Annotated in this window: 14 protein-coding genes and 1 riboswitch; of the genes, 9 read left to right on the top strand and 5 right to left on the bottom strand. The window is 42.4% G+C overall.

Translation table 11 applies throughout. The annotated features are described in order from the left end of the window. The first annotated feature begins 191 nt into the window (after window positions 1-191). The gene (metH, locus tag LRQ06_RS05585) at window positions 192-3,869 is read left to right on the top strand and encodes a methionine synthase (RefSeq protein ID WP_232765438.1); all 3,678 of its coding nucleotides are present in this window, start codon (window positions 192-194) and stop codon (window positions 3,867-3,869) included. A 77-nt stretch (window positions 3,870-3,946) separates the two neighbouring features. On the opposite strand, the gene lysC is transcribed toward metH, so the two are convergent. The 5 genes from lysC to LRQ06_RS05560 form a co-directional block, all read right to left on the bottom strand. Next, window positions 3,947-5,305, bottom strand: coding sequence for a lysine-sensitive aspartokinase 3 (gene lysC / locus LRQ06_RS05580; protein ID WP_232765437.1), 1,359 nt, complete (start codon window positions 5,303-5,305; stop codon window positions 3,947-3,949). 108 nt (window positions 5,306-5,413) lie between these two features. After that, window positions 5,414-5,591, bottom strand: a riboswitch (Lysine riboswitch). A gap of 140 nt (window positions 5,592-5,731) precedes the next feature. Next, complete coding sequence (locus LRQ06_RS05575) at window positions 5,732-7,423, bottom strand: PglL family O-oligosaccharyltransferase (RefSeq protein ID WP_232765436.1); 1,692 nt, start codon at window positions 7,421-7,423, stop codon at window positions 5,732-5,734. Between the two features lie 64 nt (window positions 7,424-7,487). Next, on the bottom strand, window positions 7,488-10,310 hold the full coding sequence (gene uvrA, locus LRQ06_RS05570; RefSeq protein WP_232765435.1) for an excinuclease ABC subunit UvrA: 2,823 nt from the start codon (window positions 10,308-10,310) through the stop codon (window positions 7,488-7,490). A 135-nt stretch (window positions 10,311-10,445) separates the two neighbouring features. Further along, on the bottom strand, window positions 10,446-11,318 hold the full coding sequence (gene galU / locus LRQ06_RS05565; protein ID WP_232765434.1) for a UTP--glucose-1-phosphate uridylyltransferase GalU: 873 nt from the start codon (window positions 11,316-11,318) through the stop codon (window positions 10,446-10,448). Between the two features lie 142 nt (window positions 11,319-11,460). After that, complete coding sequence (locus LRQ06_RS05560; RefSeq protein ID WP_232765433.1) at window positions 11,461-12,120, bottom strand: LuxR C-terminal-related transcriptional regulator; 660 nt, start codon at window positions 12,118-12,120, stop codon at window positions 11,461-11,463. A 273-nt stretch (window positions 12,121-12,393) separates the two neighbouring features. On the opposite strand from LRQ06_RS05560, the gene LRQ06_RS05555 reads away from it, so the two are divergent. From LRQ06_RS05555 to LRQ06_RS05520, 8 genes are all read left to right on the top strand, one after another. Continuing rightward, complete coding sequence (locus LRQ06_RS05555) at window positions 12,394-12,924, top strand: single-stranded DNA-binding protein (protein WP_232765432.1); 531 nt, start codon at window positions 12,394-12,396, stop codon at window positions 12,922-12,924. A 132-nt stretch (window positions 12,925-13,056) separates the two neighbouring features. Beyond that, entirely contained in the window at window positions 13,057-15,048 is a 1,992-nt protein-coding gene (gene csrD / locus LRQ06_RS05550) for an RNase E specificity factor CsrD (RefSeq protein WP_232765431.1), read from the top strand. A gap of 216 nt (window positions 15,049-15,264) precedes the next feature. Next, entirely contained in the window at window positions 15,265-16,308 is a 1,044-nt protein-coding gene (locus LRQ06_RS05545) for a rod shape-determining protein (RefSeq protein WP_232765430.1), read from the top strand. Window positions 16,309-16,370: 62 nt separating this feature from the next. After that, window positions 16,371-17,255, top strand: coding sequence for a rod shape-determining protein MreC (gene mreC, locus LRQ06_RS05540; protein ID WP_232765429.1), 885 nt, complete (start codon window positions 16,371-16,373; stop codon window positions 17,253-17,255). After that, complete coding sequence (gene mreD, locus LRQ06_RS05535; protein WP_232765428.1) at window positions 17,245-17,736, top strand: rod shape-determining protein MreD; 492 nt, start codon at window positions 17,245-17,247, stop codon at window positions 17,734-17,736. The genes mreC and mreD overlap by 11 nt, the downstream gene beginning before the upstream one ends. Further along, window positions 17,736-18,299 (top strand): Maf family protein, encoded by a 564-nt coding sequence (locus tag LRQ06_RS05530; protein ID WP_232765427.1) that lies wholly within the window; start codon window positions 17,736-17,738, stop codon window positions 18,297-18,299. Before mreD ends, LRQ06_RS05530 begins: the two co-directional genes overlap by 1 nt. 23 nt (window positions 18,300-18,322) lie before the next feature. Further along, on the top strand, window positions 18,323-19,792 hold the full coding sequence (gene rng, locus LRQ06_RS05525; RefSeq protein WP_232765426.1) for a ribonuclease G: 1,470 nt from the start codon (window positions 18,323-18,325) through the stop codon (window positions 19,790-19,792). A 10-nt stretch (window positions 19,793-19,802) separates the two neighbouring features. Next, window positions 19,803-23,696 (top strand): YhdP family protein, encoded by a 3,894-nt coding sequence (locus LRQ06_RS05520; protein WP_232765425.1) that lies wholly within the window; start codon window positions 19,803-19,805, stop codon window positions 23,694-23,696. Window positions 23,697-23,733 lie beyond the last annotated feature (37 nt).

Here is a 23,733-nt window from a genome sequence, read left to right as displayed (position 1 = left end):
TCTCATATTGTTACAATTTGTGTTAGAAATTTTCCTTTGATGTAGGACAAATAGCAAACATTTTTTTCTATATTGTTTGTGATAAAGCTAACAATAAAATAGTTGTATGGTTCTGCGTTTAGACGTCTAGATTTCTAATGAGACTGTGTTAGGATGTGATCCGCGAATATAAAAAGGAGTGAGGTTGTAACGTGGGAAGCGATATAAGGCAACAAATAGAGAGTCAGTTACAGGAAAGAATATTATTGATTGATGGTGGTATGGGCACCATGATTCAAAGTTATAAGCTCGAGGAAAGGGACTATCGCGGAGAGCGGTTTGCTGACTGGCCCTGTGACTTAAAGGGTAATAATGATCTTTTAGTGTTGACTCAACCTGCGTTAATAAAAGGTATTCATTCTGCTTATCTTGAGGCCGGGGCCGATATCCTGGAAACCAATACATTCAATTCAACAACGATTGCTATGGCGGATTATAATATGCAGTCGTTGAGCGCAGAAATTAATTTTGAAGCGGCGAAAATAGCCCGGGAAGTGGCCGATGAATGGACGAAAAAAACGCCTCATAAGCCAAGATATGTTGCCGGTGTGTTAGGACCTACTAACCGTACCTGTTCTATTTCTCCTGATGTCAATGACCCTGGTTTTCGAAATGTTTCGTTTGATGATTTGGTTGAAGCTTACTCTGAATCCGTAAAAGCCTTGGTAAAGGGTGGCGCTGATCTGATCATGCTTGAAACGATCTTTGACACCTTAAATGCAAAAGCCTCAGCCTTTGCGGTGGAAAGTGTGTTTGATGAGATAGGCTATGAATTGCCCGTAATGATATCCGGAACCATAACGGATGCTTCAGGAAGAACCTTATCCGGACAAACCACAGAAGCCTTTTATAATTCGCTACGTCATGTTAACCCGATTTCTTTTGGTTTAAATTGTGCGTTGGGACCGGATGAATTACGCCAGTATGTGCAGGAGTTATCCCGAATTTCTGAGACGTTTGTTTCAACGCACCCAAATGCGGGTTTACCCAATGCTTTTGGGGAATATGACCTGTCTCCCGAAGAGATGGCTGACCATATTAAAGAATGGGCCCAATCCGGGTTTATTAATCTGGTTGGTGGATGCTGCGGAACCACGCCTGAGCACATTTCAGAGATAGCGAAAGCAGTTGATGGGATTAAACCCAGAGCCCTTCCTGAATTGCCTGTCGAATGTCGTTTAGCTGGTCTGGAACCTCTGAACATCTCGAAAGAAACGCTGTTTATCAATGTCGGAGAAAGAACCAATGTGACGGGGTCCGCTCGTTTTAAACGCCTGATCAAAGAAGAGTTGTATGATGAAGCGTTGGATGTTGCTCGTCAGCAGGTAGAAAACGGTGCACAGATTATCGATATCAACATGGATGAAGGCATGCTGGATGCAGAAGCATGCATGGTGCGTTTTCTCAATTTATGTGCATCTGAGCCGGAAATATCCAAAGTCCCTATCATGGTTGACTCTTCTAAATGGGAAGTGATTGAAGCCGGTTTGAAATGCATTCAGGGAAAAGCCATTGTTAACTCTATTTCTCTGAAAGAAGGAAAGGACAAGTTCGTCAGGCAAGCTAAGCTTTTGCGTCTTTACGGTGCAGCTGTTGTTGTGATGGCATTTGATGAGAAAGGTCAGGCCGACACACGGGAAAGAAAAATAGAAATCTGCACCAATGCTTATCGTATTCTGGTCGATGAAGTCGGTTTTCCACCTGAAGACATTATCTTTGACCCCAATATTTTTGCCGTCGCGACCGGAATTGATGAGCATAATAATTATGCGCTTGATTTTATTAATGCGGTGGGCGACATAAAGAAAAACCTTCCTCATGCAATGGTGTCCGGTGGTGTCTCCAATGTGTCTTTTTCTTTTCGGGGTAATAACTATGTCCGGGAGGCCATTCACGCCGTATTTCTGTATCACTGTTTTAAAAATGGTATGGATATGGGCATTGTTAATGCCGGTCAGCTTGAAATCTATGACAATGTGCCTGAAAAACTTCGAAATGCAGTCGAAGACGTTATTTTAAACCGTAGCAATGAGGCGACGGAAACCTTGTTGGATATTGCGGAAGGATACCGCGAAAATGCAGTTGGTAAAGCCGATGATGCATCTGCTCATGAATGGCGGACCTGGGCTGTCGGAAAGAGATTAGAACACGCCTTAGTAAAAGGAATCACTGAGTTTATTGTCGAGGACACAGAAGAAGCCAGAGCCGCGGCCACTAAACCTTTGGAGGTTATCGAAGGACCGTTAATGGACGGAATGAATGTGGTTGGCGACTTATTCGGCGAAGGTAAAATGTTCCTTCCTCAGGTCGTAAAATCGGCACGGGTTATGAAGCAGGCCGTTGCTTATCTGGAGCCTTATATTAATGCTGAGAAGCAGTCCGGGACGTCGAATGGTAAAATTCTACTCGCTACGGTGAAAGGGGATGTTCATGACATCGGTAAGAATATTGTCGGCGTTGTGCTGCAATGTAACAACTATGAAATCATTGATCTTGGAGTGATGGTTCCTTGTGAGCAGATTTTAAAAGTCGCTAAAGAGGAAAATGTGGATATCATCGGCCTGTCCGGGTTAATCACTCCGTCATTGGATGAAATGGTACATGTTGCAAAAGAGATGGAGCGTCAGGGATTTGAGCTCCCACTGATGATTGGTGGTGCAACGACGTCAAAGGCTCATACTGCGGTGAAAATTGAGCAGAATTACACCCATCCCGTTGTGTATGTCAATAACGCTTCACGTGCGGTTGGTGTTTGTACTTCACTGATTTCAGATGAATTACGCCCTGCGTTTGTCGAAAAATTGAATCAGGATTATGAAACGGTTCGTGAACAATTTGCACGAAAGAAACCCAAGACCAAGCCAGTCACATTAGCCGAAGCCAGAGAGAATAAAGTAGCTATCGACTGGCAGTCTTATGTTCCTCCGGTACCAAAGCATCCGGGCATTCATGTCTTTGAGCATGAGGATGTAGCGACGTTACGATCGTATATCGACTGGACACCATTTTTTATGACATGGTCTCTTTCCGGGAAATATCCGACTATTTTTGAGCATGAAGAGGTCGGTGAAGAAGCAAAACGGTTGTATGCAGATGCGAACGATTTTTTAGATCGGATTGAGTCCGAAGGACTGTTAAAAGCGAAAGGGATCTGTGGTGTCTTTCCCGCCTCCAGCGTGGACGATGATATTGAAGTATATTCTGATGCCTCCCGTAGTCAGAGACTTCATACATTATTTCACTTGCGTCAGCAAACGCATAAACCAAAAGGTTTTAACTATTGCTTGTCTGATTTTATCGCGCCTAAACATGCTAAGCGGGATGATTGGATAGGGGCTTTTGCGGTTACTGGGGGGATCGGTGAACGAGAGTTAGCTGATGAATATAAGGCAAAAGGCGATGATTATAATGCGATTATGGTTCAGGCCGTTGCTGATCGTCTGGCGGAAGCTTTTGCTGAATATCTGCATGAAAAAGTACGTAAAGAAATATGGGGATATGCAGAAACAGAAAATTTATCCAATGATGATCTTGTCAGAGAACGGTATCAGGGCATCAGACCTGCACCGGGTTATCCTGCGTGTCCGGAACATACCGAGAAACAGGCGATTTGGGATCTTCTGAAAGTAGAAGAGAACATAGGGATGGTTTTAACATCCAGTTATGCCATGTATCCGGGCGCCTCGGTATCCGGTTGGTACTTCTCACACCCGGACAGTCGCTATTTTGCGGTGGCAGGCATTCAGCAGGATCAGGTACAAAGTTATGCAGAAAGAAAAGGCTGGACGTCAGAAGAGGCGGAAAAATGGTTAGCTCCTAACATTGGCTGATCGTCTTCTTGTTATAAAATAAAAAGGGTTGGCTGGTGCCAACCCTTTTGGATACATATCTCGTTTTTATTTTTCGTTTATTCAGAATCGGTTTCGAACAGATCCTGATGCAGTTTTTGTACAACGGCCTTAGCTTCTTCCGCATCGACAAGGAAGCATAAGTTATGATCGCTTGCTCCATAGCAGATCATTCTGAGATGATAATCTCCAAGAGTACTGAAGACGTCTTTTGCGTAGCCTTTGGTTTCCATTTGGTTACCGATGAGAGCGACCAGACTGAGATTTCTTTCTACATCAACATTAGCCAGTTCTTCCAGTTCAGAGCGCACGGCTGGTGGCAATTCTGGTGCGCCACCCGAGGTGTCTGTTTTATCCAGAGTGAGAGACACACTGATTTCTGATGTCGTAATCAAATCGACCGATACTTTATGCTTGGCGAGAATTTCAAAAACTTTTGCAAGAAAGCCATATGCCTGAAACATTTTCGCACTGCGAATGGTTACCATGGTCTGGTTTGCTCTAAGGGCAACGGCACGATACAAAGGTGAGTTTTCAACTCGTTTTCTAATCCATGTTCCCCCCTGTTCCGGTTCTCTGGACGAACCTACGAATACCGGGATGCCATGACGAAGGGCTGGGAGTAAGGTTGATGGGTGGAGAATTTTTGCACCAAAATTGGCCATTTCAGAAGCTTCACTGAAGCTTATTTCAGTAATGGCTTTGGCTTTTGGCGCGATACGGGGATCCGTGGTATAGATTCCCGGGACGTCTGTCCAGATTTCCAGACCGGCAGCCTGTACTCCCTCTGCAATGAGGGCGGCTGAGTAGTCACTTCCTCCCCGGCCTAATGTTGTGGTATTTCCCTGCTCATCTGAACCAATAAAGCCCTGTGTTACCACAATATATTTGTTACATAATGGCTCCAGTTTTTCTTTTGCCAACGCCGCAATGTCGTCAAGTTGAGGTTCGGCGCGGCCAAAGTTGTCGTCGGTTCTTAATACCTCACGGATGTCAAAACGAATGGCATTCATGCCCCGGTCACGCATTAATTGTGCGAGAATATGAGTGGACATGAGTTCCCCACAGGCAACCAGGTGATCCGTCAGTTGGTTACTTGACTGAAATGAAGCGGCTTCAGCCAGGCTGTTTACGGTGTTTAATATCGCCTGAATTTCTTTTTTGACGCCTTCTTGCTCTTTCAACTCCGAAATAATAGAAAAATGGATATTCGCCAGTTGGTTCAGAATTTCCTGACGGTGGTCAGCATCTTTAATACCATTGGCAAGTTCAACTAAAAAGTTGGTTACGCCGGCACAGGCACTGCTGACAACCAATTTTGTTTCCGGATTACTCTCGACTACAGAGGCACTGCGGCTCATAGCTTCAAAGTTGGCAACGCTTGTTCCGCCAAACTTAGCGACATTGAATGCACTCACGGCATTTCTCCTACGACTTCAAAAATGACAAAATGTTGTTGATTTTTCAACCAATCATATTAGTGAAGAGAGTATTTCTAGAGCAATGGCAGAGGTGAGAAAAATGATTACCTCAGAAGCTCTTCATCAGCGGAGTGCTGATGACAGTTGACAGGATTCAGCCTAATCACCCGACAAGTCAAATCCACAACTGAGACTCATCTCGGCACTGCTCCCCATCAATATTTTGTATTGGAGTTGAGGCTCCACAAAATATCTGCCTGGGCAGTGCTCCTCTTCTGCTTGATAGCCTATGTATTGAACGTTTTCATTGCATCATTGTCAATGGGTAATTTGTCATTTGTGGTAATTTATCTTATCGATTTGTTTTTTATCAAAATGGCTCTGTCTGGTCGTTTGTTTTGATAGCCCATTTCCAGTGAAGTCTTATTTAAAGGTAACGTTCGGGAATAAGTAATTCGCTTCTAACCTTGTTTGAAGCGCTTTATTCTCCTCGTCCAGATGGGTATAGCAATGAATGAGCAAATGATAGTATGACGGGGTTGGCGTGTGAGTGATAATGGTAAGCAGACTGGGGAGCATCTTCTTTACATTCTGATTTGATTCGTCTTGTTCCAGTTCCTGCCTGATCTTTGCAATCAGTACTTTGTCTTTGTAAATAGTCGGCATCAGAATTTCAGACAATTCGTGATAAGAACCCGTCTGGCGATACTGTTCATAAAAGTAGTGATTGTGACCGATCAGCACTAAATACATACCAGCTACCAGGACGAAAGGTATTCCCAGGGTTTGGATACTTTTCATTTTCCAGATTGATAACGGTATTTTTCGGTACCGGGTTACCCGTTGGTCTAACCAATACAGAAGAATAATTAAGGTAATCCAGAGAATGTGTGTTTGCTGCAAAATATCGGAGCTAATACTGCCAAACACAATTGGGAAAAGTAATGAAAAAGTGGCTAAACGAGCCCCTTTTCTTGCAAAGTATCCCCTGAAGAGAACAAAGAGTACGGAAAGTAAAATGGCCAGAAATGGAATCAATCCGCCATCGATAGTCCAGCTTAGTATTTCACTATGAGGCGATGTCAGCCCTTGTATCGCAGGAGGGAAATGAGAATTCAGTGCGTGTTGTCTTGCGGTATACAGCACGTACTCTTCTGTAAACCGACCATAACCGTAGCCGGTAAAAGGGCGCTCGATTAACATGTCCGTTGTTTGGGAAATACTATCGGTCAGTGGGTTATTATCAATAGGTTTATTGTCTGAACCGGTATCCCCCAGAGCACAGCACAGCACGGATATACCAACAATGACGCCGAAAAGCACGGAGAGCGTCCATCCTATTAACCGTTTTATCGTCATTTGTGCGATGAGGTATCGAAATAATGCTCCAAGACTGACAAAGAGAATAAGCCAGATAATGGGGGAGTATATTTTTAGTATCAGAGGTAACGTCGCTGCCGGTGTAATATAGAGTAATATGACCGGACTGAAGCCGGTTAAATATTTTCTCACCCGCCGGGCCAGTAAATAGCCGGATGCCAGCATTCCTGTCATATAAAAAACAGAATAGGACTGATAGTGAAAATAGGTATGCCAGCTCTGCTCAAAATAATGATTCAAAAGAGACGGTTTGAAATAATGGGCAGCGATTATCAAGTAGCTGATGAAAGAACCGACTAAACTTGACATCACAATAAACCACAACAGTCTCTGTTTGTATTTATTATTGAAACCAAATTGTTGTAACGTGAGGAAAAGAAGCCACCCAAGCCAAACCGCACATAAACGGGGGAGGGCTAAAGTCACATTTGCGTCAGATTCTAAGATGGGCAATGTGAGCAGAAGACAGCAAATCGATAATCCGAAGGTGAGCTTGGAGTAGCGAAGAGTCTTATTGCGGGATATTTGGACGACACCTGTCAGTAACAATCCCAACGTCATCAGCCAGGTTATCTGGTTTGAATATCGCTCAATTCCCTGGCCTTGGTCCTGCCATGAAAATAGATGGAATAAGAATAGATACAGACAGCCCACTAATATGAGAAACAGTTTATTCAAAGGTCTTTTGGGTTTATGTGTTTCTAAATTGGTTCCTTTCTGGAGCAGTATGGCCATACAGATATCTTGATAAAGCAGAAACTGTGATGATGTATCACAGTTTCTTCATTCTACTATTTTTTCATTCTAACATAGGTTTAAGGAAATGTGCGGTATGTGAGCGGGTTTCCTGAACGATATCTTCAGGTGCGCCTTCCGCAATAATTTCACCGCCCCCCTGTCCGCCTTCCGGCCCGAGATCGATAACCCAGTCCGCCGTCTTTATGACATCCAGATTGTGTTCAATAACAACAATCGTGTTTCCTTTGTCTCTTAGCTGATGAAGTACTGTTAACAATTGCTGAATATCATGAAAATGTAAGCCAGTCGTCGGTTCATCAAGAATGTACAGGGTTTTTCCTGTATCTCGTTTTGACAGTTCTTTGGCTAATTTCACGCGTTGGGCTTCGCCTCCGGACAGCGTGGTGGCTGCCTGACCTAAACGAATATAGGAAAGACCTACATCGATTAATGTTTGCAACTTCCGGGCGATGACCGGGACCGGTTCAAAAAATTCCCGGGCGTCTTCCACGGTCATCTCCAGAACTTCGTCAATGGTTTTGCCCTTATAACGAACTTCCAGTGTTTCCCTGTTGTAACGTTTCCCTTTACACACATCACAAGGTACATAAACGTCCGGGAGAAAGTGCATTTCGACTTTGATGACCCCATCCCCCTGACATGCTTCGCAGCGGCCTCCCCGGACATTAAAACTGAATCGTCCGGGTTTGTAGCCTCTGGATCTGGCTTCCTGAGTCCCGGCAAACAGCTCCCTGATGGGGGTGAAAATACCCGTGTATGTGGCCGGATTTGATCTGGGGGTTCTACCTATCGGACTTTGGTTTATATCGATGACCTTATCGAGATGCTCAAGCCCTTTGATTTTTTTATATGGAGCCGGAGTGACCGATGTTGCACCGTTGAGTGCCACATGAGCAATGTTGAAAAAAGTGTCATTGATCAGAGTCGATTTTCCTGAACCGGAAACACCAGTTATACAGGTAAACAAACCGACAGGGACAGATAAATGTACATTTTTCAGGTTATTACCGCAGGCACCAATCAGCTCAACCTGCTTTTTGGGATCGCGCTTGGTTCTGGTGGCGGGGACCGCTATTTTTTTCTCACCACTTAGATATTGACCGGTAAGAGACGCAGGCTCTTTCATTATGTCTTTCGGTGTTCCCTGAGCGACTATCTGTCCTCCATGGACCCCGGCTCCCGGACCAATATCGACGACATAGTCTGCCATTCTGATGGCATCTTCATCGTGTTCAACAACAATAACGGTATTTCCCAGATTTCGTAAATGCGTTAATGTGTTCAGTAATCTGGCATTATCCCTCTGATGCAAACCGATTGATGGTTCATCCAAAACGTACATGACGCCAACCAGTCCGGCACCAATTTGACTGGCAAGCCGAATTCTTTGGGCTTCACCGCCGGACAACGTCTCTGCACTCCGGGATAGATTCAGGTAATTCAGCCCAACATTCACCAAAAAATGAAGGCGATCGGTAATCTCTTTCATTACTTTTTCTGCAATCTGAGCCTTTTGGCCAGTAAGGTCTAGATTTTTAAAGAAGTCTAGGCTGTCAGCAATGCTTAATTCAACAATTTGGGGTAACGTTGTATCATTGACGAAAACGTGTCTGGCTTCTTCTCTTAATCGTGTACCGTGGCAACTGGAGCAGGGTTTGTTGGATATGTATTTTGACAGTTCCTCGCGGACAGAATTGGATTCCGTTTCTCTGTAGCGCCTTTCTAAATTCGGTAAAATGCCTTCGAATGGATGGTGTTTGACCCGGATATCGCCCCGGTCATTCACGTATTTAAACTCAATTGAGTCACTTCCTGAACCGTTCAAAATGATATTCTTTATCCGGGAAGATAATTGTTTGAATGGCTTTTCTAAGTCGAAATGGTAGTGCTCGGCTAAGGCATTCAGCATTTGGTAATAGTAGAAATTTCGTTTATCCCATCCTTTTATCGCACCATCGGCAAGGCTTAACGTATCATTCTGGATAATCCGGTCAGCATCAAAGTACTGCTGAACGCCCAGACCATCACAAGTTGGGCAGGCGCCTGCCGGGTTGTTAAATGAAAAGAGTCTGGGTTCTAGCTCTTGCATGCTATAGCCGCAATGCGGGCAGGCAAAATTAGAAGAAAAAACGATTTCTTCGCCATCAGTATCCATTGGCGCGATAGTGACAATGCCTCCGGATAGCTCAAGAGCGGTTTCAAATGATTCAGCCAGCCGTTGCTGAAGGTTATTTCGGATTTTGAAACGATCGACAACGACTTCAATTGTATGTTTTTTATGGAGTTCCAGTGTCGGAGGATCACTAAGATCACAGGTTTCTCCATCGATTCTTGCTCTTATAAAACCCTGAGCAGCCAGATTCGCCAGCGTTTTGACATGTTCGCCCTTTCTTTCTTTAATAATTGGGGCAAGCATGAGCATTTTACTGCCTTCAGGTAGTGCAAGAACTTTGTCTACCATTTGGCTGATTGTTTGTGCTGCCAGCGGTACATTGTGTTCTGGACATCTTGGTTCACCCACCCGGGCATAGAGCAGACGAATGTAATCGTAAATTTCGGTTATCGTTCCAACGGTCGAGCGGGGATTATGAGAGGTGGATTTTTGCTCAATAGAAATCGCCGGCGATAATCCTTCAATGTGATCAACGTCGGGCTTTTCCATTAATGATAAAAACTGTCTGGCATAAGATGAAAGGGATTCGACATATCTTCTTTGGCCTTCTGCATATAAAGTATCAAATGCGAGAGAGGACTTCCCTGAACCGGACAAGCCGGTTATGACAATCAGTTGATCTCTTGGAAGTGTCAGATTGATATTTTTTAAATTATGAGTTCTTGCTCCACGAATTTCTATCTTGTCCATCTCAGTAATCGTTGATTATTAGAAGATAGAATTAGTATTACATAGTGCAGAAGAACTGAAAAGAAAAATACTGGATAAAAAAACAGTGAGCTTAATAACTCACTGTTTAAAATAGGATTTTATAGCTATAAGATATCAGCTGCTTTTTCGGGTTGAATGTTTATCAAGTTCAACCTTTTTGGTATTTGCTTTATACATATGCTCATAGCAGTAGTTGGTTGCTTCAATGTAACCTTCGACACTACCACAATCAAAGCGTTTGCCTTTGAATTTATATGCCAGTACACAACCTGCTTTAGCTTGTTTTAAAAGCGCATCCGTTATTTGAATTTCTCCACCTAAGCCGGGCTCAGTTTGTTCAATAAGATCAAAGATATCCGGTGTTAAGATATAACGACCAATGATAGCCAGATTGCTTGGTTCTGTTCCGGGTTTTGGCTTTTCAACCATATCATCAACCCGATAAAGATCATCTTTGATCATCTCACCAGAAATAACACCGTACTTGTGGATGTCTTCTTTAGGGACTTCCTGAACAGCAACAATAGTACAACGGAATTGCTTAAACAGTTTTACCATTTGTGACAAAACGCCTTCATCAGGATTCACACAAAGGTCATCCGCAAGAACAACGGCAAATGGTTCATCTCCGACCAGTTCTTTTCCGGTTAGAATGGCATGGCCCAGCCCTTTCATTTCCCTCTGACGAATGAAAGTGAAGTTGGTTGATTTCATGATTTCGCGAATATCACCTAACAACGCTTCTTTATTCGAACCCTGAATCTGATGTTCTAATTCATAGTTAATATCAAAGTGATCCATAATTGAATGCTTACCGCGACCGGTCACGATACACATTCCGTCCATGCCTGCCTGAATGGCTTCATCGACACCGTATTCAATGAGTGGCTTATTGACGACTGGCATCATTTCTTTTGGCATTGATTTTGTTGCAGGTAAGAAGCGAGTACCATAGCCTGCAGCAGGAAAGAGACACTTTTTAATCATATTATGAAAGCCTTATTACCTAGTTGTTTAGTAAATAAAAAAATATTATAAATTACTAATCACTCTATCACGTTTTTTTACTGTGATGATTACGTTATTTTTTAGTATTTAGTCAAAAATATATTCTGTTTCAAATATGAGACTAAAAATTACAGTTGTTTCTCATCCAGCCGATGGCTTGAGTTCGGTTCTTAACATTTATCTTTTTGTAAATTTGATACAAATGAGATTTTACCGTTGGTTCACTGATACACAGGCTGTCTGCTATTCTTTGGTTGCTACCTCCGGTCTCTAAGCTCCTTAGTATTTCGACTTCCCGCGATGTCAGATTTAATGCAGCATTGATATTTAAGTTTTCAAAGTGATAGCGATAAAAGTGAAGTAACTGACTGACCACTTTCCTTGGTAGCCATTGCTGTCCGTCCAGTATTTCTTCTAATCCTTTATTGATGTCTTTATATTGGGACGATGTGTAGAAAAGCCCTTTAAGGTTTCCGAATGAAATTAGCGTATCCGTGGTTAATCTTATGGGAACATTGATAACAACGGTTTCTCCTCTGTTTTTGTGAAGCAGGTTCTGCTTTATTATCGGGAGAACCAAATTAATGCTGTTAAAATCGATAACATATATTTTATGCGGATAATTTGTAAATTGTGGCGCAGTCAGGTCATCCAAAGTATCAATTCGTTGAGAAGAAAATTTAAACTGAGAGTGTAAATACTCCAGATGTACTGAACGATAGCCGGTTTCCTTTGATAAAGACAGAAAATATAAGGTACGTTGGTAATTGGTTCTTTGCATTATTTTTATTTCCACAGCCAATTGAGATGTAGGGAATTTATACAACTTCGTATGACGGTCAATATGAAAATGTTCAAAGAGATCATGCTTCAAAAAAATTAAAGAAACCAATTGAATATTGTTTCAATTTTGGGGCTGTTTCTTAGATTTGAGCCGTAAGTTATGAGGTTGCCAGGAGCTTTGCGATGAATGACAAACAGAACATTTGTCGCTTGAAGAAAGCGTGTTATCCTATGCTTATATTTAAAGCGTAATAAACGGACGGAGCAGAGAATGGCAAGCCGTGGAGTAAATAAAGTTATCCTGGTTGGTAACTTAGGTAATGACCCTGAAATTCGTTATATGCCTAGTGGTGGTGCAGTAGCGAATATTACGGTTGCGACGTCAGAATCATGGCGCGATAAAACCACAGGGGAGCAACGTGAAAAAACAGAATGGCACCGGGTTGCTCTTTTCGGAAAGTTAGCGGAAGTTGCTGGTGAATATCTGAGAAAAGGTTCCCAGGTATATATCGAAGGACAACTACAGACCCGTAAATGGCAGGATCAAAGCGGTCAGGATCGGTATACGACTGAAGTTGTTGTTCAGGGGTTTAATGGTGTGATGCAAATGTTAGGAGGCCGTCAGCAAGGTGGTCAGTCCCAAAATGCAGGTTCACAGGCTCAGAGTGGATGGGGACAGCCGCAACAACCGCAATATCAGCAGCCGGCAGCTCAGCCTCAGCAGCAGAGCCAACAGCCATCTCAATCCCAGCCTCAGTATAATGAGCCACCTATGGATTTTGACGACGATATTCCGTTCTAGGCTCTCAATTTAGCATATTGATTGTAACAAGCCGCGAAGATGCGCGGCTTTTTTGTATGTTAATTTTACTAAAAGAGTTAACATTACCGCTTATACATTCCTTATCTATGAATCTAAAAGGATTTGGTATTCATGAGATACACCCCAACCTTAAAATTAAGTACTCGTTTGGTGGCCTTTGTGACCGCCATTGTTACGAGCGCTATGTTTATTTTGTTTATCGGTGGGACATTATCTTTTCAGAAGCTTGGACAAGAATATTTAAATCATTATCTGAATGGTGTCGTTGACGTTGTTGATAAAGAGCTGCAAGAGCCCGGTTCTGAATATTCGATGCAGCGTTGGATGCCGAAATTGCTTCAGGCCAGTAATATTGTGGAAATGACCTTAAACTCACCACAAGGTGTTGTTTATCATTTTAAGGATAACTCTTCTAACGTTGATCCTCATCGTCTGTTCGTTACTGATATTCCATTGAAAAGAAATAAAGGGTATGAGCTACATTTTAAAGCAGTACCTCCTTACATCGGTTATACATATTCAATGGGGGCTATGTGGTCAATTACGTTGGCTGTTGCCTTTATTATTTTTTGTCTGGTCAGAAGTATCAAGTGGTTGAAAGAACAGCTAATGGGGTCTGAGCTGCTCGAAGAGCGGGGCAGAATGATTTTAGCCGGGCGTGTTGAACAATACGCTCGTGGTGATGAAAGAGAGTGGCCATATACGGCTAGTGAAGCGCTTGATAAATTAATCGAAGAGCTACAGGATGCTCGTCAAGAACGAAGTCGTTTTGATACGTTTATCCGTTCTCAAACATTTCTTGATCAATTAACCGGTTCTGCCAACAGAATTTTATTTGATAATAAACTGGAATCGACATTACTGGAAAATGGCTCTCAGGGTGGGGTGATTCTTATCGGCGTCAGTGATGTTGAGTGGATAGAAAATGCTTCCGAGCGCTCTGATGTGATCGATGAGCTTGTTGTATTAATCGGTGAGTGTATCTCTAATATTATTCAACGATATCCGGAAGGGATGTTGTCCCGTTACTACGATACTGTTTTTGCAGTCCTGATACCTCATCAAAGTTCGAGAGAAGTCGCAAATGCGACAGTCCAGTTATTGAAGGCTCTGGAGCGTATTGACCCGCCACGACCATTTGATAAAGAAAATTGGTGCCATATTGGTATCAGCATGTATCAGGAAGGAGAAAGCCGGGCCAGAATTATCGATGAAGCTGAAACGGCGATGAAAAGCGCTCAGTTACAAAATATTAATACCTGGAGTCGGTTTAACAAGGTTCGTCGCTCAAATGATGAAAGAGGAAATGTTCGCTGGAGAACATTATTTGATCAGGTTATTCAAAAGGATAAAGTGTGTCTTTTTGCTCAAAAATGCTATTTGATTCATGAATCAGAACGGCTTGAAACTATTCACCAAGAGCTTTTTGTCCGGTTGACGGAACCGAAAAAAGGGTTACTTAAAGCATCTCACTTTATGTCAGCTATTGAAACGGTAGGCTATCAGGCGGTACTTGATAAATCGGTTATAGAAAGCGTTGTTCAATATCTTCATCAGTCTAATAACGAACAGTCATTTTCAATTAATTTATATGTAACTCCTTTTGGCGAACGGCAGTACCTTAAATGGTTCAGAGACACACTCATTCAGATTCCCCTGAAGTTAAGGAAGAGGCTATCTTTTGAATTTATCGAGGGGCAATTGGTGCAGCATTTAGATTATATGCGGCCTGTGGTCAGGATGATAAAGGCGTTTGGTTGTCAGATGATTGTTGGTCAGGCTGGTAGATCCATTGTAAGTACTCATTATATCAAAGATCTAAATATTGATTACGTTAAATTGCATCGAAGTTTAATTAAGCGGATCAACCAGAGGCAGGAAAACCAGTTGTTTATCCGAAGTATGGTGGGTGCGTGTGGTGGTTCCGCTGTTAAAGTTATTGCTGTTGGGGTTGAGTTCGAACATGAATGGAACGTCCTTAAGTCATTAGGTATTTCTGGAGTTCAGGGGAGGCTTTTTGATAAGGAGAAACAAGTGATACCTGCACCCCAAAAAGTATCGGTTGTTTCATTAGGGAAAAGAAATCGTTGGAAAAAAAGGTAGATTTAGGCAACTATATTGTATCGATAAGGTTGTAATGACTGTTTTTTTGCTGTTTTATTGGCCGCTGTTCAACCTTTCAGTTAGAAATCTGTTAGAAATTGCGGGATTATGTCGATGTTTATGCCTCAATGCCTTGCTGACTTAGCTAGGCATTGGTACATTTAGTGCAATTTTTTATTTTTATAATTTATATCTCTTTCAGGACGAGCGAAGAATATGTTTAAAAAACTTCGTGGCATGTTTTCAAATGATTTATCGATTGATTTAGGCACTGCCAATACTCTTATTTACGTTAAAGGACAAGGTATTGTTCTTGACGAGCCTTCCGTTGTTGCTATTCGCCAGGATAAAGGGCGTGGTGGCAGAAGTGTTGCTGCTGTAGGGCAGGCGGCTAAACAAATGCTGGGTCGAACTCCCGGTAACATTTCGGCAATTCGTCCTATGAAAGATGGCGTGATTGCGGATTTTTATGTTACAGAAAAAATGCTGCAAACATTTATTAAGCAGGTTCATGACAATAGCTTTTTAAAACCGAGTCCAAGGGTTTTAGTCTGTGTGCCATGTGGTTCGACACAAGTCGAGCGACGGGCCATTCGTGAATCCGCTTTGGGTGCGGGTGCTAGGGAAGTTTATTTGATTGACGAGCCTATGGCTGCAGCTATCGGGGCAGGGCTTCGCGTTTCTGAGCCGACTGGGTCTATGGTTGTTGATATCGGTGGTGGTACTACTGAAGTTGCCGTTATCTCATTAAACGGTGTCGTTTATTCTTCATCTGTTCGGATAGGTGGAGATCGATTTGATGAAGCGATTATCAATTATGTAAGACGAAACTATGGCAGTCTTATTGGTGAAGCAACAGCCGAAAAGATAAAACATGAAATTGGCTCCGCTTATCCCGGTGATGACGTCCGGGAAATAGAGGTTCGTGGACGTAATTTGGCTGAAGGTGTACCACGAAGCTTTACACTGAACTCAAATGAGATTCTGGAAGCATTACAGGAACCTCTTACCGGAATCGTTTCAGCTGTCATGATAGCTCTGGAACAATGCCCTCCAGAGTTGGCTTCTGATATCTCAGAAAATGGTATGGTCTTAACCGGAGGTGGAGCTCTGCTAAAAGATTTAGATCGTTTATTAACCGAAGAAACAGGTATTCCAGTTGTTGTTGCTGATGAACCGTTGACCTGTGTTGCTCGAGGCGGTGGTAAGGCGCTTGAAATGATCGATATGCATGGTGGCGATCTATTTAGCGAAGAGTAATTTTCAGCATATACTTGAAAAAAGAGAACTCCGCTTCAAACATAAACTGGGGTTAGTTAATAATGAAGCCAATTTTTGGGCGGGGACCTTCTCTCCCGTTGCGCTTATTTCTTTCTGTTGTTATATCAGCCAGCTTAATGCTGGCTGATAGCCGTTTAAATGCTTTTTCTGAAATCCGCTATTTATTAAATAGTCTTATCGCCCCCATTCAGTATGCTGCCGATTTACCCAGAAGTATGTTTGACGGGCTTTATGAACGATTTCAAAGCCATCAGACATTATTGTTGGCGAACCAGCAACTGAAACATGAAGTATTGATTCTCAAGAGTGATTTGATTTTACTGAAGCAGTATGAAGAAGAAAATGAGCGGTTACGTAAATTGTTGGGGTCATCTTTTATAAGAGATGAGCGAAAAATGGTAACAGAGGTGATGGCTGTAGATACTTCACCATATAGCCATCAGGTTGTTATTGATAAGGGGCATGTCGATGGTGTCTATGAAGGGCAGCCCGTCATCAATGAAAATGGTATTGTCGGTCAGGTTACGTTTGTTGCTGCTCACAATAGTAGAGTGTTACTGCTTATCGATTCTAACAGCGCCATACCGGTTCAAAATCTTAGAAATGATATCCGGGTTATTGCCTCAGGAAATGGACAGATGGATAAAATCCAGTTAGAGCATATTCCCAGCAGTGTCGACGTTCAGGTCGGTGATTTGTTGGTTTCTTCTGGGTTAGGTGGCGTTTATCCAGAAGGGTATCCGGTTGCAAAAGTATCTAAAGTTGATAAAGATACCCGGCGGGAATTTGCGGTAATTTATGCTGATCCTGTCGTAAATTTTGATCGTTTAAGATATCTGTTGCTTGTATGGCCAAATCAGGACCGACAGCATAAAGCATTGCAGTCGACGATGCATTCAGAAGCAGAGGATAATCATGGGCGCTAGAGGTGTTTTAAGGGGGCATTGTATTATCTGGCTTTCCTTTATTTGTGCATTGATTCTGCAAACTATACCCTGGCCGGGGGCACTGGATCTTTTTCGTCCTCCCTGGGTTTTACTTATTACCTGTTATTGGGTTTTGGCATTACCTCATCGCGTCAATGTCGGTACCGCGTTAATCCTGGGGTTATTATGGGATCTGCTTTTAGGTTCGACATTAGGCATACGGGGTATGATGATGTCTATCGTCATTTATCTTGTGGCAATGAATTTTTTAATATTGCGTAATATGGCTCTTTGGCAACAGGCATTAGTCATTGGTCTTTTGACCGTTATGCTTGATATTCTCATTTTTGGCGGAGAATATCTGATACGGGAAATTGACTTTAATCCTCTTTCATTATGGTCTGGTATTATTAGTTGTATTTTGTGGCCCTGGCTGTTTTTTCTTTTACGGCGGGTCAGACGATATTGGAATATTCGATAATGAACAGAAAGTTGGTATTGGCTTCGGGGTCGCCAAGACGAAGAGAGCTGTTGTCACAGCTAGGATACTCATTTTTAGTAGATGTGCCTGGTATTGATGAAACCAGAGGTATTGATGAAATACCTCAACATTATGTAAAAAGGCTGGCTGAAAGTAAGGCTCTTCATATTTTAAATAGCCAGTCTGACGACATTGTCGTTTTAGGCGCTGATACAATCGTGGTTTTTGATACTCAGGTGCTGGAAAAACCGAAAGATTTTACGGATTCTAAACGTATGTTAACGATGCTATCCGGAAAATGCCATCAGGTGATGACCGCCGTGTCTCTGGCTTCCTGTAACAGAGTAAAAACGACAATGGTTGAGACTAATGTATGGTTTAAAAATCTGACGGAACAGGAAATTAAAGCATACTGGAATACAGGGGAACCACAAGACAAGGCTGGCAGCTATGGTATTCAGGGAATCGGTGGGAAATTTGTTACCCGGATAGAGGGTAGCTATTACGCGGTTGTCGGATTACCGCTTTTTGAAACTGATCAGCTCTTGCTCGAATTATTATAGTTTAGGATGTTTAAGGTGTATTCATGAGTGCAGAGTTATTACTAAATGTGACGCCTACAGAAACACGTGTTGCAATGATTGAAGGGGGAATCCTTCAGGAAATACATATCGAGCGAGATGCTAAACGTGGGATTGTTGGTAATATTTACAAAGGAAAAGTCAGCAGAGTTCTGCCTGGTATGCAGGCTGCTTTTGTTGATATCGGGCTTGATAAAGCGGCTTTTCTTCACGCTTCAGATATTGTTCCCCATACTGAATGTGTTGCTGAAAATGAAAAACAACAGTTTCAGGTCAGAGATATTTCAGAGCTGGTAAGACAAGGGCAGGACATCGTTGTTCAGGTTGTTAAGGACCCATTGGGAACAAAAGGGGCAAGGTTAACAACAGACATAACCTTACCTTCACGTTATCTTGTTTTTATGCCGGGAGCCAGTCATGTCGGTGTTTCTCAGCGGATCGAAAGTGAAGAAGAAAGAAACCGCTTAAAAGACAGTGTTGCTGAATATTGTGATGATTTAGGTGGGTTTATTATCCGTACTGCTGCGGAGGGGGCCGATGATCGGGAAATTTCTCAGGATGCGGCTTTTCTGAAGCGTCTGTGGTCAAAAATCATTGAGCGCCGTTCAAAATATAAAACCCGTACACAGTTATATGGTGAATTAGGACTTTCTCAACGAATACTAAGGGATTTTGTTGGTACAGACCTAAATAAAATTTTGGTGGATTCCAGACTGGAGTTTGAGAATTTGGTTGAATTTACTTCGGAGTATGTTCCTGAGTTAACCGATAAGCTGGTTCTGTATGAAGGTGAAAAGCCGATTTTCGACATGTACGATACTGAGAATGAAATACAGCGTTCTCTGGAAAGGAAAGTTGAGCTTAAATCGGGCGGTTATCTGATTATTGATCAGACTGAAGCGATGACAACCATTGATATTAACACCGGGGCATTTGTTGGGCGCCGGAACCTTGAAGAAACCATCTTTAATACAAATGTTGAAGCGACTCAGGCGATAGCCCGGCAACTAAGGCTGCGTAATCTTGGTGGAATCATTATTATTGATTTTATCGATATGATTTCCGATGAACATAGAAAGCGGGTTTTGGTTTCTTTAGAGGCAGCTTTAAGTAAAGACAGGGTGAAAACAAACATTAATGGTTTTACTCATCTTGGGCTTGTGGAGATGACTCGTAAAAGAACCAGAGAAAGTATTGAACATATTCTGTGTACTACTTGTCCAACTTGTGAAGGGCGTGGAAGTGTGAAAACGGTCGAGACGGTTTGTTTCGAAATCCTGAGGGAAATTACCCGGGTAAACCGTGCTTACGATGCCGATCAGTTTGTGGTATACGCTTCACCTGCTGTATCGGATACTTTGCAGGGCGATGAATCTCACGCTCTGGCTGAACTGGAAGTGTTTATCGGTAAACAGGTTAGAATTCAGGCGGAACCACTCTACATCCAAGAGCAATTTGATGTCGTTATGATGTAATGGATAAAGTGTGCAGCTAATTATTTCCCGTTCGGTTCGATGGCTTTTATGGTGTCTGGTAACATTATTGGTGTTATCCGCAATTCTGATCACCTCGTTACGTATAGCGTTGCCTCATCTTAACTATTTTCAGAAAGAAATTACACAGTGGGTCAGTCATCAGACAGGGCTGGAGGTGTCCGTTTTTGATGTCTCCGGGTATTGGGGAAACACTCATCCTTATATTTCTCTGCATCATCTGAGTGTTAAATCACTAAACGGTGAGATAACATCATTTGATGCCGATAACGTAACACTTGAACTTAATTTATTGCGTTCCCTCTTTCAAAGACAACTGGTTGTTTCAAAACTCGAAATAAACAATTTAGATTTGGATATCAGTGCTTATCCTTTTCTTTCACAACTTGAAAAAGAGGAGCAGGCTCATGAGAAAAACGATGATTCTGAAGAGATTGTAAGGGTTTTAGATAATATTTTTCTCAGACAACTTGATGGTTTTAACATATCAGGATCTAAGGTCCATTATCGTTCTTTCCTTGGGAAAAAAAGAACGTTATTGATTAACTCGTTGAGATGGGCCAACTCTGGACGTACTCACCGAGCGGAAGGTAATGTCAGCATTGCCGGGACCAGTTTTAACTCTTTAGAAGTAAAGGCTCAGTTTAAGGATAATGACTCGTTTAAAGACATTAATGGCGAGTTTTATGTGAGTGCCAACAAAGTTGCAGTTGGACCATGGCTAACCCGTTATTTACGAAAAGAAGTAGGTATTTCCAAAGGTGCGGTGAGTTTTGATGGTTGGTTAACGCTTAAGCATAGTCATCCATCAAAAGGACTTGTTTCTCTTAAACCTTCTTATCTGCAATGGGGAAAGAATAATGCACATAAGTTAAGCCTGACTCACGGTTTGATTGAATTATTTCCAACTTCTGACGGCCTGAGAGCGACCGGGCGTGATTTTGTTGTTCATACGGATAACAGGTTATGGCCAGCACTTCAACTGGATTTAGACTGGCACAAGAACAATCAGGTTAATCTGAATATCAATCAGTTAGAAATTGCTGATTTGCTGCCTTTTGCTGAACTGGTTCCGGGTATGAATGATGATAAAGATAACTGGTTGTTATCGTTATCCCCGTCGGGTTCATTGAGTGATTTCCGGATAAGCTATGTTTCGGCTGAACAGTATAAGTATTCAGCAAAGTTAACGGATGGAAGTATAAATCAATGGTCTTTATTACCGGAAACCCATAAATTTGATGCTGATATTTACGGAATTCAGGATAAGGTGGTTATGCAGGCCAGCTTAAACAACGACACCTTGCCTTATGGTGATGTTTTTCAGGCGCCATTGAAGATTAATAAAGGTTACACCAACTTTGTCTGGCAAAAAGAAAACGATGGCTGGTCTTTATGGTCTGATCAGGTGAGTGTTACGACACCTGATTTAAAGGCAACAGGTGCGTTTAAGCTGGATTTTCCATCCGGGCAAAGCCCTTTTCTGTCATTCTATGCCGAAGTGGATGTTTATCATGCCGGAGAAACGTGGCGGTACCTGCCAACCAGAGCTCTCGGACATGAGTTGACGAATTATTTGTCTTCAGCCATACAGGATGGGAAAACAGAAACGGCAAAGCTTATTTGGTATGGACCTGTTGGAGCGTTTCCGTATCAACACCATGACGGGGTTTTTCAGGCTTGGGTGCCTTTGAGAAACAGCCGGTTCAAATATGATGAGCATTGGCCCGCGCTTACTAAACTCGATATTGATCTGTTATTTGAAAATGACGCTCTGTATTTTGATGCCAATTCAGCGAATCTGGGGAAAGTGCGATCTTCTGGTATCAAAGGCGGTATCGCTCATATGGATTCGGATGGTGTTCTGAAGATCAATGCAGAAGTTGCAGCTGATGGGGCTGAAGTTCGACGGTTTATGTTGAACACACCACTGGCTGATAGTGTTGGAGCTGCGTTAACGGCTATTCGGGTTAATGGTAATGTGGACTCTCAGTTTAAACTGTCGATTCCGTTGACATCGGATAAAGAGCCCAGAGCCTGGGGATGGGCTGCGCTTCGTCGTAATAATGTCTCCATGCCGTCTCTTTCCCTGCATATGAAAAATGTGACGGGGAAAATTCATTTTGATAATGATGTAGTAAACGCGAATGGAATGTCGGCACGTTTACTGGACCAAACTATATCGTTAGATTTTCAGGGCAGAAACAATCGTTCCGGCTACGGTGTTCATATCGATTCTGTTGGGGATTGGAAAGTTAAACCAATGGGCAAATATGTTGGCCAGCAATGGACTGAACCATTAAAAGGCAGGGTGCCCTGGCTACTGGGTATCGATGTTCAGCTAAAAGATAAAGGCTTTAGTTATCAGGCAGACTTACAGGCAAAGTTACGTAATATTGTCAGTCAGTATCCATATCCATTAACTAAGCCTGCCGGGCAGAAGATGGGACTGAATTTGCAGGTGTCTGGTAATAATGACTCTGTGAATGCCAGAGTTGAGGTCCCGGATGTTAAATATCAGGCCATGATTGATATTTCGTCTGATTTGCCAGTCATTACTGCCAGTAATCTGGTTGTAGGTAAAGGAAGTTATAAAGTGGCTCCTTTTACGGGGCACTACGCTACGATTCGCCTGGACAAATTTAATTTTGACGACTGGTTTCCATTCTTTAACGAGTCGTCAGACGTTTCGGGGCACACCAAAAAAAGGGTTAAAGCATCATTTCCTGAAATACCGGTTCCTGAAACAATCCATCTTAATGTGAGAAATTTAACTCTGGCATCACTGAAATGGCATGATGTTGTCTTCTCCGGCAAAAAGAAACAGCCCGGATGGTTATTTGAATTAAATAGTCAGGAAGCAAAAGGTGATGCTTCTTATTTATCACCCTATGATTTATCCGTTTCTCTGGAAAGGATGCATTTGTATATTCCGGCTCTTGAGCAGTCGAAAAATGAAAACCCACTGATCGTTAACTCCGATTCAGAGAGAGCAGAGATTACCCCTTTTGAACGAGAGTTTTATCGTTCAATGCCTAATTTAACCTTGGTCATTAAGGACTTTTGGTTGCAGGGGTATAAGGTCGGAAAATTAAATATTGATCTTCAGAGACAAGAAAATCAGTTACTCTGGAAAAAAGTGGATATTGTCAGTGGGACAAATGAAGTTCATGCGAACGGATCATGGGCCCTTAAAGGAGATCATAGCAATACTCACTTTAATATGAAGGTTAAAGGCGAGAATAACAGCGAAATTCTTGAGAGGTTTGGTATTTCTTCCGGAATACAGAAAGCGCCATTTTCGATTACCAGTTCATTGGACTGGCATGGGTCTCCATGGTCGATGCAGATCAAAACGCTGAAAGGAAAGATTAGCACAGAGTTTGGTCATGGAAGTGTGTCTGATGTTAGCGGTGCTGCGAAGTTACTGGGATTATTCAGCCTTGACTCAATTATTCGTAAAATGAAATTAGATTTTAGTGATATATTCGATGATGGTCTGGCATTTGACTCTATAAAAGGTGACGGAGATATTTCACAAGGAACTTTCGTTACCAATAATCTGACAATGGATACCGTTGCCGGGGATATGGATTTGAAGGGATTAGTTGACCTTGATAAACGAACTATTGATGCTGAGGTGAAATTTATTCCGGATGTAACATCCGGGTTACCTGTGCTGAGCGCATTTGCAGTATCACCTCCTACCGCTCTTTATGTTCTGGCCGTTGCTACTGTTATATCGCCCGTAATTGAAGTATTTACAGAAGTAAATTATCAGGTCAAAGGGCCGATAGATTCCCCTGAAGTGAAAGAGATTTCACGAACCAAAGGGGAGTATAAACTTCCCGGTATGTTTTCGGATGAAAAAGAGCAGGAAAAGTAATGTCCTGCGTGCAATAAAATACGCCTTTTAAGTTGAT

Source organism: Vibrio salinus (assembly GCF_021272385.1).
Classification (GTDB): domain Bacteria; phylum Pseudomonadota; class Gammaproteobacteria; order Enterobacterales; family Vibrionaceae; genus Vibrio; species Vibrio salinus.
Note: the sequence above shows the minus strand (reverse complement) of the source record. Positions and strands in the feature narration are given on the sequence as shown.